General features: G+C 76.1%; 18 protein-coding genes and 1 pseudogene. 11 read left to right on the top strand and 8 right to left on the bottom strand.

Annotated features, from left to right (window positions below; translation table 11 throughout):
• Window positions 1–17 precede the first annotated feature (17 nt).
• Both BM165_RS01720 and BM165_RS01715 read left to right on the top strand, forming a co-directional pair.
• Window positions 18–344 (top strand): GYD domain-containing protein, encoded by a 327-nt coding sequence (locus BM165_RS01720; RefSeq protein ID WP_075011776.1) that lies wholly within the window; start codon window positions 18–20, stop codon window positions 342–344.
• A gap of 326 nt (window positions 345–670) precedes the next feature.
• Window positions 671–1,000, top strand: a complete 330-nt coding sequence (locus BM165_RS01715) for a hypothetical protein (RefSeq protein WP_075011775.1) — start codon at window positions 671–673, stop codon at window positions 998–1,000.
• A gap of 103 nt (window positions 1,001–1,103) precedes the next feature.
• Here the strand turns inward: BM165_RS01715 and BM165_RS01710 are convergent, their stop codons facing one another.
• The 3 genes from BM165_RS01710 to BM165_RS24585 all read right to left on the bottom strand — a co-directional run bounded on the left by BM165_RS01710 (window position 1,104) and on the right by BM165_RS24585 (window position 3,908).
• Window positions 1,104–2,084 (bottom strand): phosphotriesterase family protein, encoded by a 981-nt coding sequence (locus tag BM165_RS01710; protein ID WP_075011774.1) that lies wholly within the window; start codon window positions 2,082–2,084, stop codon window positions 1,104–1,106.
• Window positions 2,085–2,175: 91 nt separating this feature from the next.
• On the bottom strand, window positions 2,176–3,675 hold the full coding sequence (locus tag BM165_RS01705; protein WP_075011773.1) for a class I adenylate-forming enzyme family protein: 1,500 nt from the start codon (window positions 3,673–3,675) through the stop codon (window positions 2,176–2,178).
• 95 nt (window positions 3,676–3,770) lie between these two features.
• Window positions 3,771–3,908 (bottom strand): hypothetical protein, encoded by a 138-nt coding sequence (locus tag BM165_RS24585; protein WP_177225059.1) that lies wholly within the window; start codon window positions 3,906–3,908, stop codon window positions 3,771–3,773.
• Between the two features lie 113 nt (window positions 3,909–4,021).
• On the opposite strand from BM165_RS24585, the gene BM165_RS01700 reads away from it, so the two are divergent.
• A complete protein-coding gene (locus BM165_RS01700; RefSeq protein WP_075011772.1) occupies window positions 4,022–4,918 on the top strand; it encodes an SDR family oxidoreductase in 897 nt (298 codons plus the stop codon).
• A gap of 111 nt (window positions 4,919–5,029) precedes the next feature.
• On the opposite strand, the gene BM165_RS01695 is transcribed toward BM165_RS01700, so the two are convergent.
• Complete coding sequence (locus tag BM165_RS01695) at window positions 5,030–6,682, bottom strand: M28 family peptidase (RefSeq protein WP_208976600.1); 1,653 nt, start codon at window positions 6,680–6,682, stop codon at window positions 5,030–5,032.
• A gap of 398 nt (window positions 6,683–7,080) precedes the next feature.
• Between BM165_RS01695 and BM165_RS01690 the strand changes: the two genes are divergently transcribed.
• The 3 genes from BM165_RS01690 to BM165_RS01680 are packed head-to-tail and all read left to right on the top strand — an operon-like array spanning window position 7,081 to window position 11,623.
• A complete protein-coding gene (locus BM165_RS01690) occupies window positions 7,081–8,106 on the top strand; it encodes a 3-oxoacyl-ACP synthase III (RefSeq protein WP_075011771.1) in 1,026 nt (341 codons plus the stop codon).
• Window positions 8,103–10,655, top strand: coding sequence for an alpha/beta fold hydrolase (locus BM165_RS01685; protein ID WP_083426937.1), 2,553 nt, complete (start codon window positions 8,103–8,105; stop codon window positions 10,653–10,655). The genes BM165_RS01690 and BM165_RS01685 overlap by 4 nt, the downstream gene beginning before the upstream one ends.
• Window positions 10,652–11,623 (top strand): NAD-dependent epimerase/dehydratase family protein, encoded by a 972-nt coding sequence (locus BM165_RS01680; RefSeq protein ID WP_075011770.1) that lies wholly within the window; start codon window positions 10,652–10,654, stop codon window positions 11,621–11,623. The genes BM165_RS01685 and BM165_RS01680 overlap by 4 nt, the downstream gene beginning before the upstream one ends.
• Here the strand turns inward: BM165_RS01680 and BM165_RS24085 are convergent.
• A complete protein-coding gene (locus tag BM165_RS24085; protein ID WP_075011769.1) occupies window positions 11,586–12,056 on the bottom strand; it encodes a hypothetical protein in 471 nt (156 codons plus the stop codon). The genes BM165_RS01680 and BM165_RS24085 overlap by 38 nt on opposite strands.
• 151 nt (window positions 12,057–12,207) lie before the next feature.
• Here BM165_RS24085 and BM165_RS01670 point away from each other — a divergent pair, with 151 nt between their 5' ends.
• Window positions 12,208–14,097: a SigE family RNA polymerase sigma factor gene (locus BM165_RS01670; RefSeq protein ID WP_075011768.1), complete on the top strand. Its 1,890-nt coding sequence runs from the start codon at window positions 12,208–12,210 to the stop codon at window positions 14,095–14,097.
• 76 nt (window positions 14,098–14,173) lie between these two features.
• Window positions 14,174–14,902 (top strand): DNA alkylation repair protein, encoded by a 729-nt coding sequence (locus tag BM165_RS01665; protein WP_075011767.1) that lies wholly within the window; start codon window positions 14,174–14,176, stop codon window positions 14,900–14,902.
• A gap of 1 nt (window position 14,903) precedes the next feature.
• Here the strand turns inward: BM165_RS01665 and BM165_RS01660 are convergent, their stop codons facing one another.
• On the bottom strand, window positions 14,904–15,629 hold the full coding sequence (locus BM165_RS01660; RefSeq protein ID WP_075011766.1) for an HpcH/HpaI aldolase family protein: 726 nt from the start codon (window positions 15,627–15,629) through the stop codon (window positions 14,904–14,906).
• A gap of 93 nt (window positions 15,630–15,722) precedes the next feature.
• Here BM165_RS01660 and BM165_RS01655 point away from each other — a divergent pair, with 93 nt between their 5' ends.
• A complete protein-coding gene (locus BM165_RS01655; RefSeq protein WP_244273959.1) occupies window positions 15,723–15,938 on the top strand; it encodes a hypothetical protein in 216 nt (71 codons plus the stop codon).
• 19 nt (window positions 15,939–15,957) lie between these two features.
• Here BM165_RS01655 and BM165_RS01650 read toward each other — a convergent pair whose 3' ends face one another.
• Window positions 15,958–17,367, bottom strand: coding sequence for an NAD(P)/FAD-dependent oxidoreductase (locus BM165_RS01650; protein WP_083426936.1), 1,410 nt, complete (start codon window positions 17,365–17,367; stop codon window positions 15,958–15,960).
• A gap of 86 nt (window positions 17,368–17,453) precedes the next feature.
• Here BM165_RS01650 and BM165_RS01645 point away from each other — a divergent pair, with 86 nt between their 5' ends.
• Window positions 17,454–19,046 carry an alpha-amylase family glycosyl hydrolase gene (locus BM165_RS01645; protein ID WP_075011765.1) on the top strand — a complete coding sequence of 531 codons (1,593 nt, stop codon included), beginning with the start codon at window positions 17,454–17,456 and terminating at the stop codon, window positions 19,044–19,046.
• 171 nt (window positions 19,047–19,217) lie between these two features.
• Here the strand turns inward: BM165_RS01645 and BM165_RS25090 are convergent.
• Window positions 19,218–20,294 (bottom strand): annotated as a pseudogene (locus BM165_RS25090) (ATP-dependent metallopeptidase FtsH/Yme1/Tma family protein); the annotation flags it as partial.
• Between the two features lie 27 nt (window positions 20,295–20,321).
• Between BM165_RS25090 and BM165_RS25410 the strand changes: the two are divergent.
• Complete coding sequence (locus BM165_RS25410; RefSeq protein WP_348271781.1) at window positions 20,322–21,296, top strand: FAD-dependent oxidoreductase; 975 nt, start codon at window positions 20,322–20,324, stop codon at window positions 21,294–21,296.
• Window positions 21,297–21,318: the final 22 nt, after the last annotated feature.

The raw sequence follows: 21,318 nt of genomic DNA, 5'->3' as shown, positions 1-21,318 counted from the left end.
GGACCTGGGGGCCGACGATGCCGCTCTACCTGACCCGCTTCGGCTACACGCCGCAGACCTGGGCACGGCTGATCGAGAACCCGGAGGACCGGCGCGAGGCCGCCCGGACCTACATCGAGTCCGTCGGAGGGACGCTGCACGGCTTCTGGTACGCGTTCGGGCCGCACGACGGCTTCACGCTGTGGGAGGCCCCTGACAACGTGTCGATGGCCGCGGTCGCGCTGGCGCTCGGTGCCGGCGGGGCCCTCGATCCGGTGGAGACGACCGTGCTGCTGACCGTCGACGAGACCATCGAGGCCATGCGCCGGGCCGGGCAGGTCCGCTACCGGCCACCGGGGACATAGCCCCCGCCCGTCGAGCACGCGGACCACCCGGTACGGGCCACCGGCCGACTGTGGTTGACACCACACCCGCACGGCCGTTGACTGGATCCGTCATCCATCGGTGGTCCACGCCACCGCGGGGCCCGGGATGGGCTGTTCCGGCGATGGAGCCGGTGGCGACGTCGCCGGCCCCGGAGCGCGCTGTGCCCAGCCGACTCAGCACGGATGCCGACCCGTCCGGACCCCGGACGGCACAGCCCCATCGCCTCCCCCGACCGAGCCAGCGCCCGACGTCTCCTGTTCGGCGGGCCGCCCGGCACCTCGCCCCTCTCAGCACTGGAGGACCCATGACCCACTCGGACCAGCCGCACCAGATCACGATCGACGACGACGGCCGCACGACCGCGCAGGCCGAGGTCAGCCCGACGGACGACCAGGGCGTCGTCCGGTCCGCGATGCACGTCGAGTCCGGGCAGCTCCCACCCGGGACGCGGGCGCGGCTGGTGGACGCCGTCATCGACGACCCCGCGGTGTCGGACGCCTCGCACCTGGTCGCGACCGTGCCCACCGGTGACACCGGGCTGGTCGACCGGATCCGGGAGCGAGCCGACTCCGTCGAGGTCCGGGCGACCGGTGCGACCAAGTTCGTCGAGGCCGACCTGCCGCCGCAGCGCTGACGTCGGACGGGTCGCGTCCGCGGCTCCCGTCGGGCCCGCACCCGGCGGGAGCCCGCGGTCACCGACCGCGGGTTCCCGGCGTCCGGCGGGGCCGCCGAGCCGGCTACTCGAAGTAGCGCCGCGGGGCGTCCACCAGCATCTGCCGGACCTGCTCGTCGGTCACCCCGCGCTCGCGCAGCACGGGCAGAACGTCGCGGCTGATGTGGGTGTAGTTCCAGTTGGGCGCGATCTGCGCCTTGGCGGCCTGCGCGTCCGGTCCCGGGAAGTAGTCGATGTAGCAGCTGGCGTCGTGGGCGAGCACCATCCGGTCGGCGTACCCCCGCTGCGCGAGCGCGACGATGGTGTCCACCCGGGACGACGTGGGGTTGTAGAGGTCCAGGCCGAAGCGGTCCATGCCGAGCAGGCAGCCGGCGTCGGCCAGCTCGCCGAGGTAGTCGAGGTCGTTGCTGTCCCCGGCGTGGCCGATGACCACCTTCGTCAGGTCCACGCCCTCGTCGCGGAACACCTGCACCGCCAGCCGCCCCGCCTGCGCCGGCGAGGAGGTGTGCACGGTGATGGGTGCGCCGGTCTCGCGGTGGGCGGCCGCGCACGCCCGCAGGGTCCGCTCGACGCCGGGCGTGAGGCCCTTGACCTCGACGACGCACTTGAGGAACGCCGCCTTCACCCCCGTGTCGGCGATGCCGTCGCGGATGTCCCCGACGAAGTCGTCGACCATCGGGTCACGGGGGAGGTCCAGCAGCAGGCCCGGGCCGCGGTGCTCGTACTGGTGCGGGACCTCGTCGTAGGTGTAGAGCCCGGTCGCGACCACGATGTTGAGGTCGGTCTGCTCGGCCACCCGCTGCACCCGCGGGATGTAGCGCCCCAGACCCCACACGGTCGGGTCGACGATGGTGTCGATGCCGAGCGCCTTCAGCTCGTTCAACTGGTCGACGGCGTCGGCGACCCGCTCGTCCTCGTCCCACCAGTCGCCCGCGCCGTAGTTCTGCAGGTGCTCGGTGGACAACACGAACACGTGCTCGTGCATGAGGGTCGCGCCGAGGTCGGCGGTGTCGATCGGGCCACGGACGGTCTCGACGGTGGGCACGGCGGGGGCCTCCAGAGATGGGTGTCGAGCGACCACCCTCCAGGGTCCTGCGCCTGCGCGTGCGAGGCGTGGGGGGAGGGGTGGTCCTTCCTCAGCGGACGGGGGTCCAGTCGGTGTGCTCGCGCAGCGACGGCTTGAGGACCTTGCCGCCGGGGTTGCGCGGCAGCGGGTCGCTGCGCACGGCGACGTACTGCGGCACCTTGAAGTCGGCCAGCCGCTCGCGGGCGAAGGCCAGCAGGTCGGCGGGGTCGACCGCGCGGCCGGGCAGCGGGACGACGACGGCGCCGACCTTCTCGCCCATCATCGGGTCGGGCACGCCGACGACGGCGACCTCCCCGACCGCCGGGTGCGCGGCCAGGGCGTTCTCGACCTCGACGCAGTACACGTTCTCGCCGCCGCGGTTGATCATGTCCTTCTTGCGGTCGACGACGTAGACCAGCCCCTCGTCGTCGATGCGGGCCAGGTCCCCGCTGTGCAGCCACCCGCCGACGAAGGTCTCCGCCGTCTGCTCGGGCTTGCGCCAGTACCCGGCGACGACGTTGGGCCCGCGGATCAGCAGCTCCCCCACCCCGGTGACCGGGTCGGGGTCGGCGACGTCGAGGTCGACGACCGGCGCGGGGAAGCCGACGGAGTCGGCGTGCGCGGCGGCGTACTCGTCGGGCAGGTAGGTCGACACCGACGAGGTCTCGGTCAGGCCGAACCCGTTGCCGACCCGGGCCGTCGGGAACGCCGCCTGCAGGCGGTGCACCAGGTCGGGGGCGATGGGCGCGCCCCCGTAGCTGAGCGCCCGGACCGAGGAGGTGTCGACGTCGGCGAAGCCCGGCTGCTGCAGCGCCAGCCAGTAGATCGCCGGCACGGTCGTCAGCACCGAGATGCGCTCGTCCTCGATGGCCCGCAGGAACGCGCCGACCTCGAACGCCGGCATGACCACCGACGTCCCGGCCACCGCGGTGACGACCAGCAGCTGGGAGTTGCAGCCGGTCACGTGGAAGAGCGGCACCGAGACCAGCGTCGACAGCTGCTCGTCGCGGGGCAGCGCGAGGCAGCGCAGGCACGTCTCGACGTTGGACAGGAAGTTCTCGTGGGTGGTCATCGCACCCTTGGGGAAGCCGGTCGTGCCGCTCGTGTAGAAGATCCCGGCGAGGTCGGTGTGCCCCTGGTCGGTGACCGCGAGCGGCTCGCCGTCGGGCAGGTCGGCCCCCGGCTCGACCACGTACGCCGCGCCGGAGTCCTCGACGACGTAGCGGACCTCGGGCTCGGTGAAGCGGGTGTTGACCGGGACGACGACGGCGCCGGCGAGCAGCGTCCCCCAGAAGACGAGCACCCAGTCGTTGCCGTTGGGCAGCCGGTTGGCCACCCGGTCACCGGGGCCCACGCCGGCGGCCCGCAGTCCCCCGGCCACCCGGGTCGCACGGTCCCACAGCTGCCCGTAGGTGAGCCGCTCACCGCCGAGCTCGACGAGCGCCTCGGCGCCGGGGTGCGCGTCGACCACCGCGCGCAGCATCCCGACGAGGTCCCGCGGCAGGCCGGTGTAGCGCCGGACGCCGTCCGGGCCGACCTCGGTGCCGCTCCGGTCGAAGGGGTAGGCCATGTCGCGTCTCCCCGCTGACGTCGTCGTCCGCGCTGACGGGGGGAGTCTGTCGGGGCACCGGCCCGCTGTCCACGCCGCCGGGGCCCGCGCCGTGGTCAGGAAGTCGTCCGGTCCTCGCCGTCGTCGTCGGCCAGGTCCTGGGGCACCCCCTCGGACGGCGCGCGGTGCCGCTCCGGGTCCAGCTCCGCGGCCAGCCGCTGCTCCACGTCGGGGGTCTCCTCCGGCTCCGTCATGCCGACGACCGTCCTCCTCCCGGCGCCGCCGCGCTCGTCGGGACGGCTCCGTCCGGTCTGCCGCGCCCGGCGGCTGGGTAGGAGCCGGGTCCACCCCGTAGCCGAGGAGCGCCGTGAGCCAGGACCAGTACTCCCCCCAGGACCCGACCACCCAGCACGCCGAGCCGGACGCGCAGAACGAGGAGCAGATCGCCCACCCGGGGCTGGAGTCCGACATGGACCTCGAGCCCGACCACGGGGAGTCGAGCTACCGGGGCAGCGGCCGGCTGGAGGGCAAGCGCGCGCTGGTCACCGGCGGCGACTCCGGCATCGGCCGGGCGGTGGCGCTGGCCTTCGCCCGCGAGGGCGCCGACGTCGTGGTGTCCTACCTGCCCTCGGAGGAGGACGACGCGCAGGTGACCGCCCGGCTGGTCCGGGACGCCGGCCGCACCGCCGTCACCGCGCCCGGCGACCTCCGGGACGAGGCCTTCTGCCGGGAACTGGTGGAGCGCACCGTCAGCGAGCTCGGCGGCATCGACGTGCTGGTGAGCAACGCGGCCTACCAGATGTCGATCGGCGGCATCGAGGACCTCACCACCGAGCAGCTGCTGCGGACGTACTACACCAACGTCTTCGCCACCTTCTGGCTGTGCAAGGCGGCGGTCGGGCACATGCAGCCGGGCTCGAGCATCATCGTCACGACCTCGATCCAGGCCTACCAGCCCTCCCCCACCCTGCTGGACTACGCCTCGACCAAGGGCGCGCTGGTGACCTTCACGAAGGGCCTGGCCCAGCAGCTCGCCCCGAAGGGGATCCGGGTCAACACCGTCGCGCCGGGACCGATCTGGACCCCGCTGATCCCGGCGACCATGCCGGCCGAGGAGGTCGGCTCCTTCGGCGAGGCGACCCCCACCGGCCGCGCCGGCCAGCCGGCGGAGCTGGCCCCCGCCTACGTCTTCCTCGCCTCGCAGGAGTCGAGCTACATCACCGGTGAGCGCATCGGCGTCACCGGCGGGATGCCGATGCCCTGACCGGACGCCCCCAGGACTGCAGAGGCCCCGCGGCCGGTGACCGCGGGGCCTCTGTCAGCGGGTGTCCGCCGGCGGGGAGGACCGGCCGGAGCCGGCCCTCCCCGTCAGCGGTCAGGCGACGACGTCGTGGTCGTGCACGTGGTCGTGCGCGAGACCGCCGCCACCGGCGTCCTCGACGAACGTGCCCTCGGCGCCGGCCGGGGCCGGCAGCTGGAACGCCGGGCCCGGGACCTTCTTGCCGGGGACACCGTTCACGGACTCCGTCGAGTAGGAGAACGTCAGCATCGCGAACGCGATGAGGTCGCTGTTGACCTCGAACGCGTCGAGCGCGAGGTTGTCGATCGTGTCGCACTCCTCGTGGTAACACGGGTCGAACTGCTCACCCGCGGTACCGCCCCAGATGGCCTCCTGCTCCTCGGTCTTGATCACCTCGGCGCCGGTGAACAGACCACCGGACGGGATGCCTGCGAGGATGAACGCCTCGTAGTCGCTGCGCCCCGAGTACTCGGCGTCGTCGTAGGGGACGCCGACCTTGGTGTAGTAGGACTCGTAGAGGTCCTCGATGGCCGTCGAGCCGCCCGGGATCACGACCGGGGCCTCCCACGTCGTCTGGTCCGAGTCGTAGACCATCTGGACGTAGTTGGGCGAGGCGACCATGTCGTAGTTCATGTAGAGGGCGATGCGCTCGCGTTCGGCCTCGGACAGCCCGGCGACGTAGTCGGCCGAGCCGACCAGGCCCTGCTCCTCCGCGGCCCACCAGCCGAAGCGGATGGTGTTCTCCGGCTTCGAGTTGGCCATCAGGAGGGCAGTCTCGAGGATCGCCGCCGAACCCGAGCCGTTGTCGTTGATGCCCGGCCCCTCGATGACGCTGTCGAGGTGCGCGCCGGCCATGACGACGTTGTCCGGGTTCTTGCCCGGCAGCTCGGCGATGACGTTGAAGTCCTCGCGCTTCGCGATCCTGCCGTCGACGAAGGCGGTGGAGCCCGGCGCCGAGAGGGCCACGCCCTGGTCGAAGCTGGCGCCGACCACCGGGATGTTGTGCTCCACCGGGGTGCCGTCGGTGCGGCTCGACGCGTCGGCGACGAAGAGCTCCGTGCGGTCGGGCGTGTTGCCCTGGTTGAAGATGATCACGGCCTCGGCCCCGGCCTGCTCGGCGAAGAACGCCTTGTCGCCGAAGTTGCAGGTGCCGCGCTGGACCAGGGCGATGTCGTAGTCGCCGCTGAAGTCCAGGCCGGCGAAGTCCGACTCCTCGCAACCGCTGGTGGAGGCCCGGTCACCCGTGATGTTGATGTCGACGGGGATGACGTTCCCCTCGACGGTGCCCGATCCGCTGCCGGAGAAGAGGCCGGTCTCGTACTCGGCCGCGACGGGGGTCAGCTGCCGCAGCACGGCCGGGAAGTTGAAGGTGACCTCGACCGGGTCGAGCGTGACCTCGTAGCCGGCGTCCCGGAGCAGCCCCGCGACGTACTCGACGCTGGCGTCGTAGCCCGTGGTGCCGGCCGCCCGGGTGCCCGGGTAGACCGGGTCGCCGCTGTCGTCGGCGATCTTCTGGAACATCCGCTGGTGGTCCATGACGCCCTCCAGCGTCACGCACTCCAGGAGCTTGGCGTAGGTGTTGTTGTTCCGGTCGTCGCAGGCCTTGCCACCGGGGGCGGCGCTGGCCGCGGTGGCGGGCAGCGCCAGGGCGATCAGCAGTCCGCTGCCGCCCAGTGCGATGGCTCGAGACGTCGTCCGTCGTGCGGACGCGGTCCGGCGTTCCCTCAACAGTCGTCCCTTCCTCGTGTCGACGGCGGGATCACCCGCCGTCGATGGCCGACTCCGTCGTCGGCCCGGCAGACCTTCACCCGAGCCGAGGCCGGTTGCCTAGAGCCACCGGACAATTCCCCGGGGTGAGCGAACCTCGCCGGTGCCGTAGGTGGCCGCACGGTGAGCACACCGACGGTCGTCCTGACCTGGTCTCATCACATCGAGTGACCTGTGACACGCCACCCGCCGTGATCGGAACACACAGTCACATGCCGTTCACGTTCGGATGCTCACCGCTCCCAGGAGGCCGTCGATGACCGGTCCGGCGGAATGCCGGTGCACCGGTCGGGTAGAACCGGACCTGATGTGGCGGCGCGCAGGCAGGCGGCCACCCCTCCGAGAACTGGAACCCACACATGGGCGGTAACGCCACACACAGGTTCGGCAACACCGCCGTCCTGGCTCTGCAGACGGCCGACGCGACCCGCGTCGTCACCTCCGACGCGATCGACGACGCGCTCGCCGGCACCTACCGGAGGGTCGGGCTGCGGCCCGGCCTGCTCGAGCGCCTCGCCGGGATCCGCGAGCGCCGCTGGTGGGGCGAGGGCGTCACGTTCGTCGACGGCGCGGCCGAGGCCGGCGCCAAGGCGATCAGCGAGAGCGGGGTCGACCCGGCAGCGATCGGCGTCATGGTCAACACCTCGGTGAGCCGCAAGCACCTCGAGCCCTCGACCGCGGTCGCCGTCCACCACGCCCTGGGCCTGCCCCGCTCCTGCCAGAACTTCGACGTCACCAACGCCTGCCTCGGCTTCGTCAACGGCATGGAGCTGGCCGCGGCGATGATCGACTCCGGCCTGGTCGAGTACGCGCTCGTCGTCAACGGCGAGGACTCCCGGCCGGTGCAGGAGCGCACGATGGAGCGGCTCAACGAGCCGGGCACCACCTCGAAGGACGTCATCGCGCAGTTCGCGACCCTGACCCTGGGCTCGGGGGCCGTCGCCATGGTGCTCGGCCGCGCCGACCGCCACCCCGAGGGGCACCGGCTGGTGGCGTCGGTGAGCCGGGCGGGGACGGAGCACCACGAGCTGTGCGTCGGCGACAACGACCTCATGCGCACCGACCTCAAGGGCCTGCTCGACGCGGGGCTGGCGCTGTCGGAGGACATGTGGGCCGAGGCCGCGGCGGAGGTGGACTGGGCCGGCGGGATGAGCCGCTACATCGTCCACCAGGTGTCGAAGGTGCACACGAAGGCGATGTGCGACCGGTTCGGCATCGACCCCGCGCTGGTGCCGACCACCTTCCCGAGCCGGGGCAACCTCGGCCCGGCCTCGGTGCCGTTCACCCTGGCCGGCGAGCAGGACTCGCTGACCGACGGCGACCGGGTGCTGCTCATGGGCATCGGCTCGGGCCTCAACGTCTCCTGCCTCGAGATCGCCTGGTGACGGCCCCGGCCGCGGTGCTGCCGCCGTCCCTGCCCGGGCTGGACCCCGCCTGGTCGCGCACGGTCGCCGTCGCCGACGCGACCGGCGCCAAGCACACCTGGCACGTGCTCGACAACGGGGTCGCCGACCCCGTCGGCACGCTGCTGTGCGTCCACGGCAACCCGACCTGGTCCTACCTGTGGCGCCGGCTGCTGGCCGCCGCCCCACCCGGCTGGCGGGTGGTCGCCCCCGACCACCTCGGCATGGGCTTCTCCGACCGGCTGCCCGCCCCCCGGTCGCTGCGGGAGCGGGTCGCCGACCTCGGCGACCTCACCGCGGCGCTCGGCGTCACCGGCCCGGTCGTCACCGTCGGGCACGACTGGGGCGGGGTGATCTCCCTCGGCTGGGCACTGGAGCACCGCGACCAGCTGCGCGGCGTCGTCCTGGCCAACACCGCCGTCGCGATGCCCGAGGGCGACCTCGGGCCGGTCCTCATCCGCATGGCGCACGCCCCGGGGGTGCGCGCCGCGGTCACCGTCGGCACCCCGGTGTTCGTCCGGGCGACGACGGCGCTGTCCCGGCCGGCCCTGCCCGCCGACGTCCGCGACGCCTTCGCCGCCCCCTACGGCTCCCCGGACCGCCGCCGGGCCGTGGGCGACTTCGTCGCCGACATCCCCTTCTCACCCGGCCACCCCTCCCGCCCGGTGCAGGAGGCCATCGCCGAGGGCATCCGCGGCCTCGACGTCCCGGCCCTGCTGCTGTGGGGCCCGCGCGACCCCGTCTTCGGCGAGCGGTACCTCACCGACCTGCGCGGCCGCCTCCCGCACGCCCGGCTGCACCGCTACGAGGGCGCCTCCCACCTGCTCCCCGAGGACGCGCCGCAGTACGCCGACGCGGTCGCGCAGTGGGTCGGCGACCTAACCGGCGAGCGGCCGGTCCCCGCCCGCCCGGCCGCCACCGGCGACGCCGCCCGCCGCCTGTGGTCGGCCCTGGACGAGCGGGCCGGCGACGACAGCGCGGCCGTCGTCGAGGTCGGCGGCGCGACGGTGACCTGGTCGGCGCTCGCCGCGCGGGTGCGGCACCTGGCCGCCGGTCTCGCCGCGGTCGGGGTGCGGCCCGGGCAGCGGGTGGCGCTGCTGGTCGAGCCCTCGGCCGACCTGACCGCGGCGGTGTACGCCGTGTGGCGCGCCGGCGCGGTCGTCGTCGTGGCCGACAAGGGCCTCGGGTTCGCCGGGATGCGCCGCGCGCTGCGCAGCGCCGGCGTCGACGCGGTGATCGGCAGCCGGACCGGGCTCGCCGCGGCCCGGGCGATGGGGCTGCCCGGGCTGCGCGTCGCGGCCGGCCGGACGCGGCGGCGCACGCCACCGTCCCTCGACGACCTGGAGGCCGTCGGCCGGTCGGCACCGCTGCCGGCGGAGTGCGGGCTCGACGACGACTGCGCCGTGCTGTTCACCTCCGGGGCCACCGGCCCGGCCAAGGGCGTCGTCTACACCCACCGCCAGGCCGCCGCCCAGATCGACCTGGTCCGCGCCGCCTACGACCTCACGCCCGCCGACCGGCTGGTGGCCGCGTTCGCGCCGTTCGCCCTGCTCGGGCCGGCGCTCGGCATCGGGTCGGCCGTCCCCGACGTCGACGTGACCGCCCCCGGCTCGCTGACCGCGGCGGCGCTGGCCGACGCCGCGGCCGCCGTGGAGGCGACGGTCGTGTTCGCCTCCCCCGCGGCGCTGCGCCGGGTCGTGGCCACCGCCGGGGACCTGACCGACGCGCGGCGCGCGGCGCTGCAGCGGGTCCGGCTGCTGATGAGCGCCGGCGCGCCGGTGCCGGCGGCCCTGCTGCGCTCGCTGCGCACGGTGCTGCCCGCCTCCGACGCGCACACCCCCTACGGCATGACCGAGGCGCTGCCGGTCGCCGACGTCTCGCTGGCCGGGATCGAGACGGCCGGGGAGGGCGACGGCGTCTGCGTCGGCGCCCCGCTGCCCGGGGTCGAGGTGCGGATCAGCCCGCTGTCGGCCGACGGGCGCGCCGACGGCCCGCTCACCGGCTCCCCCGGCACGACCGGCGAGGTGTGCGTGCGGGCCGCGCACGTCAAGGACCGCTACGACGCGCTGTGGGCCCTGGAGCGGGCGGCGACGCGGGACCCGGGCTGGCACCGCACCGGCGACGTCGGCCACCTCGACGCCGAGGGCCGGCTGTGGATCGAGGGGCGCCTGCAGCACGTCGTCACCACCGCCGCGGGCCCGGTGACGCCGGTCGGTATCGAGCAGCGGGTGGAGCGGCTCGGCGGCGTCTCGGCCGCCGCGGCCGTGGGCGTGGGCCCGGCCGGGGCGCAGGTCGTCGTCGTGGTGGTCGTGCCCTCAGGCGGCAGGCGCCCCGTGCGACGGTCGCGGCTGCGGCTGGCCGGCCCGGACCTCGCCGACGCGGTGCGGTCGGCCGCGGGGACCGACGTCGCCGCCGTCCTCACCGCGCCCGCCCTGCCGGTCGACATCCGGCACCAGTCGAAGGTCGACCGCGGCGAGGTCGCCCGGCGCGCCGCCCGCGCGCTCGACGGGGCGCGGGCCCGCCACCGGTGAGGGTGCTGGTCACCGGCGCGAGCGGCATGCTCGGCCGGGCCACCGCCACGGAGCTCATCGGGCGCGGCGACGACGTGACCGTGCTCCAGCGCCGCCCCTCGGGCCTGCCGTGCCGGGAGGTGCTGGGCGACGTCGCCGACCCGGCCGTCACCGGGCGCGCGGTCCGGAGGCAGGACGCCGTCGTGCACCTCGCGGCGAAGGTGGACGTCACCGGCCCCTGGGCCGAGTACGTGCACGCCAACGTCGAGGGCACCCGGGCGGTGGTGGCGGCCTGCCGGGCCGCCGGTGTCGGGCGGCTGGTGCACGTGTCCTCCCCGTCGGTGGCGCACGCCGGCGCGGCGCTGGCCGGGGCGGCCGCCGATCCGGCCGACCCCGCGCGGGCGCGGGGGCACTACTCGCGGTCGAAGGCGATCGCCGAGCTCGACGCCCTCGCGGCGGACTCGGCGTCGCTGGCCGTGCTGGCGGTCCGCCCGCACCTGGTGTGGGGGACCGGCGACACCCAGCTCGTCGCCCGCATCGTCCACCGCGCGCGGGCGGGACGGCTGCCGCTGATCGGGCCGGGGACGGCGCTGATCGACACCACCTACGTCGACAACGCCGCCACCGCGCTGACCGCCGCCGTCGACGCCTGCGGTCCGGTGCACGGCGAGGCGCTGGTGGTCTCCAACGGCGAGCCGCGCCCGGTGGCCGAGGTGCTCGCCCGCCTGTGCCGCGCGGCCGGCGTACGGGGCCCGCGGGGCCGCGTGCCGTTCCCCCTCGCGTGGGGAGCCGGCGCGGTCGCGGAGGCGGTCTGGGCGGCGACCCGGCGGCGCTCCACCCCGCCGCTCACCCGCTTCCTCGCCGAGCAGCTCGCCACCGGTCACTGGTTCGACCAGCGGCGCACACGGGCGGCTCTCCGGTGGCGCCCGCACGTGCCCCTCGACGAGGGCTTCACGCGGCTGGCCGGCTGGTACGCCACGGCCCGGTGACGGCCCGGCGACGGGCCAGGACGGCCAGGGCGAGCGCGCCGCCCCAGCCGGCCACCACGACCGGCGTCTCGACCGGGTCGAGGCCACCGGGCGAGAGCCGGGCACGGGTCCACCGCTCGCTCGGGTAGCCCAGCGACAGGCCGGTGCCCAGCCACCGCAGCACCCAGCGGGCCCGGTCGTCGGACCCGGCGTCGGACCCGGCGTCGGACCCGCGGAGCAGCCGGGCGGTCGCCCACAGCTGCGGCACCAGCAGGTACGGAGGCGCGCTGTAGGCGGTGCCGAACCACAACCAGTCCCGCACGAGGTGCTCCGGGCTCCCGGTCATGAACGGGACGTCGAAGTGCCGGCGCCGCCGCAGCGCGACGAGGTGGCCGGCCAGCTGGGCGGCCAGCTGGACCGAGGAGACCGCCGCGAGCGTCGACCGGTGCGCCATGCGGCCGCACCGTAGGGCCACGGGCCCGGTCGGGGTGCCCCCCGCGCCCCGCGGTGCGCGCCGCGGGCACGTCGGGGACCGTGGGATCGGATCCGCGCAGAACCGGAGGACCGGCTGACGGCGAACGCCTCACGGACCCGGAGGAGGTCGGATGAGCGGCGAGCGCGAGGAGTCGTTCCGGCGGTTCGTCGCCGGGCGGCGCGCCGCCCTGCTGTCCACCGCGCTGCTGCTGACCGGCGACCGCGGCCCGGCCGAGGACCTCGTGCAGCGCACCCTCGCCCGCGCCCGGCGGCGGTGGCGGCGCCTCGTCGGCTCCGGGGACCCCGCCCCGGCCGTGCAGCGGCTCCTCGTCCGCGGCGCGTCGGGCCGGGCGGCCCGGCGCCGCGCCGCGCAGGTGGTCGAGGACCTGCCCGACCCGTCCGCCCCGCCCCCGGCCACCTCCCCTGCCGTCGCCGACGCGCTGCGCGGCCTCGACCCGCCCACCCGCGCCGCCACGGTGCTGCGCTGGTACGAGCTCCGCCCGGCCGGGGAGTCGGCGTCACTGCTGGGCGTCCCGGAGGACACCGCGCGCGCCGCGGTCGACCGCGGCCGTGCCGCGCTGCTCGCCGTCCTCGACGCCCACGACGGCCCCTTCCGGCGGGACGGGAGCCCGGCGGACGACCCCGACGAGCGGCTGCACCGGGCGCTGACGGCGCTGGCCGGGGCCCCGGGCCGGTGGCGGCTGGACGCCGCGGAGGCCGCCGACGACGTGCGGTCCCGGGTGCGCCGCGACGCCCGGCGGGTGGCGATCTCGCTGGTGGCCGCCGCGGCCGTGGTGGCGGTCGCCGTCCCCCTGACCCGCGCCCTGCCCGATCCGCCGCCGACCGCGCAGGCCGCGCGAGTGACGGCGGCGCCGGCACCGCCGCTGCCCCGGGCCGCCGTCCTCGTGGGGCCGCCGCGCGGCTCCCTCGCCGGTGACGTGGCGTTCCTCGACGCCGTCCGGCGGGCCGGCTGGGGCGCGCAGGAGGCGCCGCCGCCCGACGAGCGCGAGGTCGTGCTGGCCACCGACACCCCGGACGGGCGGGTGGCGCTCGTGGTCGGGCGGGTCGACGACGACTTCCGCGGCGTGTGGCTGACCGGTCCGACCGGCGCGGCGGCCGCCGACCTGCAGGTGCGCCTGCCGCGCGGGCTGGGCCGGGACCGCCCGCTGTCGCTGGTGCTCGGCGGCCCGGGGCCGGCGACGCTGGTGGTCGTCGCCGCACGCGGCGACCGGGTCGAGGCCTCGCCCCGGCTGGTCGTCGGCCCGCGCGGCACGGTCGGGCGCACCTACGAGGAGGCGGCCACCGTCGACGGCGTGGCGGTGGTCGGCGTGCGGACGACGCCGGACGGCACCGGGGTCAGCGTCCGGGTGCTGCGGGAGGGCCGGACGGTGCACCGCGCGGGCGTGGACTGGCCCGGGGCCGGGCGCGACGGCAGGGCAGCGCTGCCGGCTCCGGTGCCGCTGCGGCCGGCGGCGGCACCGCCCGACGAGCGGCTCGTGGCCACCGCGCTGCGGTCCGTCGCGGTGCCCCTGGCCGCCGAGCCGGCGAGCCTGGAGCCGGCGCTGCTCTGGTCGGCGCCGCTGCCGGCGGCCGGCCGCCCGGGCTCGGTCGTCGTCGCGGTGGCGCAGAGCCCCGGCGGGGGCCTGGTGCTCACCACCTGGGTGGGCAGCGGCGGCGGCGCGGCGGCGTGCGGCACCCAGACCCCGCCCGGCACCGCCGACCCCAGGGGGCTGACCGTGGCCCGGGTGTGCGCGCTGCCGGTGCCGGAGGGCGGGCGGGGCGAGGACCGGTGGCTGGTCGTCACCGCGCCGGCGGAGGCGACGTCGGCGGAGGTCGTCGACGGCTCCGGGCGGCTCCTGGGCACCCTGCCCCTGACCGACGGCGGCGTCGTCGCCTCCCTGCCGGACGACGCGGCGACCGTGGTGACCCGGGCCGGCGACGGCCGGCTGCTCGCCGAGACCGCGGTCGCCCCGGCCGCCGCGCAGCCCTTCGGTGACTACGGCCAGGGGCCGCCGGGCTGAGCCGCCGCACCGATGAGGACGGGCGGCGGCGACCGTCTCCCCTCCCACCGGCCCGGGACGGACGAGGAGGACCGCCGTGACCGCACCGACGGCCGAGGGGTTCGTGGCCACGCTGCACGACCTCCGGGCACCCGAGGAGCTGCCGGTGATCCGGCGGCGGCTCGCGCCGGGCGACGGGGCGATCGGCATGCGCATGCGGGACGTCTTCGCCGCCGCCCGCGCGGCGCGGGCCATGCCGCTGGAGGAGGTCGGGCGGCTCTTCGCGAGCCCGCTCTACGAGGTCCGCCTCGGCGCGCTGTGCCTCCTCGACCTGCGGGCCCGCGACCGACGCACCGGCGACGCCGGGAAGCAGCGGCTGTGCGACCTCTACCTCGGTCACCACGACCGGATCACCACCTGGGACATGGTCGACCGGGCGGCGCCCAGCGTCGTCGGCGGCGCCCTGCTCACCCGCCCGGTCACGCCGCTGCACGAGCTGGCCGCCGCCGGCGACCCCCTGCGGCGGCGGACCGCCGTCACCGCCCCCCTGGCCTTCGTGCGCTGGGGCGACGACCAGCACCTCGCCGAGGTCTTCCCCCTCGCCGCGCGCCTGGCCGCCGACCCCGACCCGCTGGTCCACAAGGCGGTCGGCATCCTGCTGGAGCACGCCGGCGGGCGCGCCCCGGGCGCGGTGGCGGCGTTCCTCGACGAGCACGCCGGCCGGATGCCGCGCGCCGCGGTGCGGACCGCGTCGGCCAAGCTCCCCCCGGGCGACCGGGCACGGTTCGTCGGCGGCGCCGCACGGGGCGGCCCCGCGCGCAGGTGACTCAGCCGCGGGCGACGCCGAGGGAGTGCGTGATCGCCCCGCCGAGGGCGACGGCGTCGACGGCGACCGTGACGATCGTCGCGCCCTCCTCGGCGTACCCGCTGGCCTCCTGCCCGGTGTGGGCGTGGACCCCCACGGGCACGCCGGCGGCGACGGCCCGGGCGACGATCGAGGACAGCACCCGGCGCAGCTCCGTGCGGTGCTCCTCCCCGGTCAGCCCCAGGGACAGGGAGAGGTCACCGGGACCGACGTACACGCCGTCCAGGCCCTCGACCGCGAGGACGGCGTCGAGGTCGTCGAGCGCGGTCGCGGACTCCACCATGAGGACCACCAGGGGCTCGTCGGCCCCGCCGGAGAGCCGTCCGACGGACCGTCCGCCGGACGGGGCGTACCGGCAGGCGGCGACCACCTCCCGGGCGTGCCCGGCGTCGCGGACGTTGGGCACGACCACCCCGCGGGCGCCCAGGTCGAGCGGGCGGCCGACGTCGGCGAAGGCCGGGCTCCGGGTGCGGACGAGCGGCACCGCACCCGCCGCGGTGACCGCCGCGGTGACGCCCGGCAGGTCGGCCTCGGCGGTGGCGCCGTGCTGCAGGTCGACGACGACGTAGTCGGCGCCGGTCCGCGCCAGCACCTCGCCGGTCACCGCGCCCGGGAGCACGCTCCACACGCCGTGGCACGGCTGCCCGGCGGACCACCGCCGCCGCAGGTCGACCTCGCTGACCGCCATCCCGCTCCCCTCCACCGGTTCCGCCGGGACGATCCTGCGGGGGACCGCCCGGTCGCGCGACCGGGCTCCCCGGCCCGGTGGCCTAGGTCCGGCGTGGGTGGGTACCTGCCGGCCATGGACGTCGTCTCCCTCGGCAAGGCCGGACTGCAGGGGTGGCGGGCGAAGCTGGCCGACGCCGTCGCCGGACCGATCGCCAGGCGCTCCCGGGTCGACGCCGACCAGGTGCAGGCGGTGGTCGGCGGGGTCTTCTTCGTGCTGTCCGTGGTGTACGTGGTCGGCACGGTCCGGCGCATGGCCGGCCAGGGCTGACCCGGGCGCACTGCCCCGGCTACGCCGTCGAGCGGTAGATGGCGGTGGCCTGGGCGGTGGCCAGGCGGGCGTCCTCCTCGCGCACCACCGACAGCTGCGTGTCGTCGGGCGGGAGCAGCGTCTGGAACGCCCAGTCGAGGGCCACCCGGATCCGGTTGGACATCGCCGGCAGCGCGTAGAGGTGGTAGCCCCGGGCGACCACCTTGGCCACCGGGCCGGTCAGCGGCAGGCCCAGCGGACGGGCGACGGCGTCCAGCCCGCCGAGGTCGGCGACCAGTCCGAGGTCGGGGTGCCGGTAGGGGCGGGCGGTGCCGTGGCCGAGCGCGGCCGCGACGTTGCGGCCCAGTGCCACGCCCTGCCGTTGCGCGTGCTGCGCGGTGGGCTGGGTGTCGGGCCGCTGCCCGTCACCGGCCGGGTCCACGGCCAGGTCGGGCACGGCCGCGGCGTCGCCGGCCGCCCACAGGCCGTCGGCGCCGGGGACCGACAGGTCGGGATCGGTGACCAGCCGGCCGCGGCGGGTCGGCAGCCCCAGCCCCATCACCAGGGGACTGGCCACCACCCCGGCACCCCAGACCAGGGTCCGGGTGGCGACCGTGGTCCCGTCGGTGAGGACGACGCGCGTGTCCTCGGCCGAGGCGACGCTGGTGCGCAGGCGGACGTCGACGCCGCGGTCGCGGAGCACCCGCAGCGCGTGCTCGCCGAGCCGCGGGCCGAGCTCGGGGAGGACGGCCGGGGCGACGTCGACCAGCACCCACCGCACGTCCCGGGCGCGGGTGCGGTCCCAGCGCCGCTCGATGCGGGTCAGCCACCGCTGGGCCTGGGCGACGAACTCGGTGCCGGTGTAGCCGGCACCCACGGCGACGACCGTGAGCATCTCCGCGCGCGCCGCCCGCCCCTCCTCGGTGTCGGGCTGGGCGTCGGCGAGGTCGAGCTGCTCGAGCAGGTGGTCGCGCAGGTAGACGGCCTCCACCAGCGTCTTCAGGCCGCGGGCGTGCTCGGGGACGCCGGGGATGTCGAACTGCCGGGTGATCGACCCGGGGACGAGGAGCAGCTGGTCCCAGTCCAGCCGCTGCACCAGGTCGGCCCGCTGCACGGTGATCCGGTGCCCGGTCAGGTCGACGTCGGAGACGCGGCCCAGGACCAGCCGCACCCGTGGCAGGGTGCGCCGCAGGGACACCGCGATGTGCCGGGCCTCGACGACGCCCGTGGCCACCTCCGGCAGCAGCGGGCTGTAGAGCAGGTAGTCGTTCGGGGAGACCAGCACGAGCTCCGCGGCGCCGCGCGGGAGGTGCCGCTGCAGGTAGCGCAGGGCGTGGAAGCCGGCGAACCCGCCGCCGACGACCACCACCCGGGGCGGCCGCCCGGACGGGCCTGCGGCGCCCTCCCGCGCCCTCGGGAACGGGATGCGGCGGCGCGGCGAGCCGGTCATGCCGGGATGCTGCCACCGGCCGGGCAGCGCCGGATCAGTCGGATGACCGTCCCGCCCAGCGGGCCCGGCACCCATACGCTCGGCGCATGAGCTCGCCCCCGTGGTGGCAGCGCGGCACGGTCTACCAGGTCTACCCCCGGTCGTTCGCCGACGGGGACGGTGACGGCGTCGGCGACCTCCGCGGCCTGCGGACCCACCTCGACCACCTGAGCGCGCTGCACGTGCAGGCCGTGTGGCTGTCGCCGGTGTTCCCCTCGCCGATGGCCGACTTCGGCTACGACGTCGCCGACTACTGCGACGTCGACCCGCTGTTCGGCACCCTCGACGAGCTGGACGGGCTGATCGCCGACTGCCACGGGCGCGGCATCCGCGTGCTGCTGGACTGGGTGCCCAACCACTCCTCCGACCGGCACCCGTGGTTCCTGGCGTCGCGGTCGTCGCGGGCGGACCCGAGGCGCGACTGGTACGTCTGGCGGGACGGCGCACCGGACGGCGGGCCGCCCAACGACTGGCGGTCGGAGTTCGCCGCGGTCGGCCCGGCCTGGACCCACGACGAGGCCACCGGCCAGTGGTACCTGCACTCCTACACGCCGCAGCAGCCCGACCTGAACTGGGAGAACCCCGACGTCGAGGCGGCCATGTACGACGTCGTCCGCTTCTGGTTCGACCGCGGCGTCGACGGCCTGCGGGTCGACGCGCTGCAGCGCCTGGGCAAGGACCCGCTGCTGCGCGCCAACGCGGGATCCGACCGGCGCCACGACCAGGACTGGGAGCCGGTCGCGCACGAGAGGCTGCGCCGCATCCGCCGGGTCGCGGACGAGTACCCGGACCGCGTGCTCGTCGGCGAGGTCTACCTGCTCGACCAGCGCCGCGTCGTCGACTACCTCGCCGGCGGCGACCAGCTGCACATGGCCCACAACTTCGTGTTCCTGCACCTGCCGTGGGACGCCGCCGCGTTCCGCCGCGTCGTCGAGGAGTTCGAGGACCTCGCCGAGCCCGACGCGTGGCCGGCGTGGTTCCTCGGCAACCACGACCACTCGCGCATCGCCACCCGCTACGACGACGGCCGCGGCTCCGGGCCGGCCCGTGCCCGCGCCGCCGCCCTGCTGCTGACCGCGCTGCGCGGCACGCCGTTCCTCTACCAGGGCGACGAGCTGGGGCTGCCCGACGCGGAGATCCCGCCCGACCGGGTCGTCGACGTCGACGGCCGCGACCCCGAGCGGGCGCCGCTCCCCTGGCGACCGCCCTCGGTGGCCGGCCCCGGCGCCGGCTTCACCACGGGGACACCGTGGCTGCCCCTGGTCCGCGACGCCGAGGAGCTGTGCGCCGAGCGCCAGGCCGCCGACCCCGCCTCGACGCTGTCCCTGGTGCGCCGCCTGGGCGCCCTGCGGGCGGGCTCGGAGACGCTGCAGAGCGGGGACCAGCGGTTCCTCGACGCCGGTCCCGACGTGCTCGCCTGGCTGCGCACCGGCGGGTCCGGGCGGCTGCTGGCCGCCGTCAACCTCGCCTCCGGACCCCGGGGCCTGCAGCTCCGCGGCCTGCCCGACGCCGAGGCCTCGGTCCTGCTGTCCACCGACCCCGCCGCCGGGGCTCCCGGCCGCGTGTCCCTGTCGGAGCTGGTGCTGCGGCCGGACGAGGCCGTCCTGCTGCAGCTGGCCGGGACCGCTCAGGACAGCTGACCCGCTGGGGCGGCGGCGTCCTCCGGAGGGAGGCCCGCGACGCGGCCGCCGACGGGCGTCTCCCCGCGGGCGACGGCGGCCGGCGCCGTCCCCGGGGTGAGCCCGGCGGCGGCGAGGGCCTCGGCCTCGTCGAGCGTCTCCCGGTCCAGCAGGGTGCGGGGCCAGGCGATCGAGCCGCTCCCGGTTGCCCCGCAGCGTCTCGACCGCCTCGCGGTAGCAGTCCTCGAGCAGGCGGCGGACCTCGCGGTCGACGAGCTCGCGGGTCGCCGGCGCGACGCCGTCGGCGACGAACGACTGCTCCGGCCCCGAGGGCAGGACGGTGACCGGCCCGACGGCGGCCGACATGCCCCAGCGGCCGACCATCTGCCGGGCCAGCGCGGTGGCCTGCTCCAGGTCGCTCGCGGCACCCGTCGTGACGTCGTCGTAGACGACCTCCTCGGCGGCGCGGCCACCGAGCGCCCCGACGATGCGGCCCCGCAGTTAGCGCACGGAGTACCCGTACCGGTCGGCCTGCGGGGTCTGCACGGTCACCCCCAGCGCCTGCCCCCGCGGGACGATCGTCACCCGGCGCACCGGGTCCGCACCGGGGGTCAGCATGCCGAGCAGCGCGTGCCCCGACTCGTGGTGGGCGGTGCTCAGCTTCTCCTCCGGGGAGAGCACGATGCCGCGCACGGTGCCCAGCACGGTCTTCTCCAGCGCCGTTCCGAAGTCCGCGGCGGTGACCTCCTCGCGCCGCGGGGCGGCGGCCAGCAGCGCCGCCTCGTCGACCAGGTTCGCCAGGTCGGCTCCGACCATGCCCGGCGTCGCGGCGGCCACCGCCTCCAGGTCGACGTCGGGGGCCAGCGGCACCGCCCGCGTGTGGACCCGCAGGATCTCCAGCCGGCCGCGCCGGTCAGGGGCGCCGACCGCCACCCGTCGGTCGAACCGGCCCGGCCGCAGCAGCGCCGGGTCCAGCACCTCCGGCCGGTTGGTGGCGGCCAGCACGACCACGCCCTCGTTGCCCTCGAAGCCGTCCATCTCGGTGAGCACCTGGTTGAGCGTCTGCTCCCGCTCGTCGACGCCGCCGGTCGCGACCGACCCGCCCCGCGCCCGGCCGATGGCGTCGAGCTCGTCGATGAAGACGATCGACGGGGCCACCGCCTTCGCCTGTGCGAACAGGTCGCGCACCCGGCTGGCGCCGACGCCGACGATCGCCTCGATGAACTCCGAGGCCGAGTCGGCCGGTCGCTCGACGTCATCCGCGGCCACGGCCGCCTCGCCGGGCACGGACGCGTCGTGGTGGACGGGGTGTCCCACGCGGCCACCCACGTGGTCCTGGCCACCGGCTCCGATCCGTTCGTGCCGCCCGTCCCGGGGCTGCGCGAGCTGCCCGGCGTGTGGACCAGCCGGGACGCGACGAGCATGACGGAGGTCCCGCGCCACCTGCTGGTTCTCGGCGGCGGCCCGGTGGGCGTGGAGATGGCCCAGGCGGTGACCCGGCTGGGTGGCTCGGCATCGATCGTCGAGGGCATGGAGCACCTCCTCCCCCGCGAGCCACGGGCCCTGGGCACGGCGCTCGGCACGGCCCTCGCGGCCGAGGGCGTGGGCCTGTTCTTCGGCCAGATGGCGTCTGCCGCGCGCCGGGAGGACGGGGAGTTCGTGCTCGAGTTCCCCGACCGGAAGCCCCTGCGCGGTGACCGGCTGCTGGTCGCCACCGGCCGGCGGCCCCGGGTGCACGACATCGGCCTGGAGACGGTCGGCATCGAGGAGCTCCGGGTCGACGCGCGCATGAACGCCCGCGAGGGGCTGTGGGCCGTCGGTGACGTCATGACACCGTGGCCGCTCACGCACGTCGGCAAGTACCAGGCGCGCGTGGTGGCGTCGAACATCCTGGGCCGGCCGCGCACGGTGGACTACTCCGCCGTCCCGCGGGTGACCTACACCGATCCGGAGGCCGCTGCGGTGGGGGACGCCGACGGGCCGCTGACGGCGACCGTCCCGCTGTCCGGGGTGGCGCGGACGGCCACCTACACACGCTCCTACGACACCGAGCCCGGCTACCTCACGCTGGTCTCCGACGGCGCACGCCTCACCGGCGCGCACGCGCTGGGCCCTGGGTCCGGCGAGTGGCTGCAGCAGGCCACCCTCGCCATCCGGGCCCGCGTGCCGCTGGACGTCCTCGAGGACGTGGTCCAGCCGTTCCCGACGTTCTCGGAGGCGTTCCTCGACGCGCTGCTGGAGCTGCGCACCGCGGTGGCCGGCCGCACCTGACCGGTGGGCGCGTCTCCCCGTC

The sequence above is a fragment of the Geodermatophilus obscurus genome (assembly GCF_900115395.1).
Lineage (GTDB): Bacteria > Actinomycetota > Actinomycetes > Mycobacteriales > Geodermatophilaceae > Geodermatophilus > Geodermatophilus obscurus_B.
This window is presented reverse-complemented; position numbering and strand designations above follow the sequence as displayed.

Excerpts from the sequence above, each read along its gene's own strand:
- BM165_RS01720 (WP_075011776.1), top strand. The coding sequence starts at position 18 with ATGCCGCTCTACCTGACCCGCTTCGGCTACACGCCGCAGACCTGGGCA.
- BM165_RS01715 (WP_075011775.1), top strand. The coding sequence starts at position 671 with ATGACCCACTCGGACCAGCCGCACCAGATCACGATCGACGACGACGGC.
- BM165_RS01705 (WP_075011773.1), bottom strand. The coding sequence starts at position 3,675 with ATGGCCTACCCCTTCGACCGGAGCGGCACCGAGGTCGGCCCGGACGGC.
- BM165_RS24585 (WP_177225059.1), bottom strand. The coding sequence starts at position 3,908 with ATGACGGAGCCGGAGGAGACCCCCGACGTGGAGCAGCGGCTGGCCGCG.
- BM165_RS01690 (WP_075011771.1), top strand. The coding sequence starts at position 7,081 with ATGGGCGGTAACGCCACACACAGGTTCGGCAACACCGCCGTCCTGGCT.
- BM165_RS24085 (WP_075011769.1), bottom strand. The coding sequence starts at position 12,056 with ATGGCGCACCGGTCGACGCTCGCGGCGGTCTCCTCGGTCCAGCTGGCC.
- BM165_RS01670 (WP_075011768.1), top strand. The coding sequence starts at position 12,208 with ATGAGCGGCGAGCGCGAGGAGTCGTTCCGGCGGTTCGTCGCCGGGCGG.
- BM165_RS01660 (WP_075011766.1), bottom strand. The coding sequence starts at position 15,629 with ATGGCGGTCAGCGAGGTCGACCTGCGGCGGCGGTGGTCCGCCGGGCAG.
- BM165_RS01650 (WP_083426936.1), bottom strand. The coding sequence starts at position 17,367 with ATGACCGGCTCGCCGCGCCGCCGCATCCCGTTCCCGAGGGCGCGGGAG.
- BM165_RS01645 (WP_075011765.1), top strand. The coding sequence starts at position 17,454 with ATGAGCTCGCCCCCGTGGTGGCAGCGCGGCACGGTCTACCAGGTCTAC.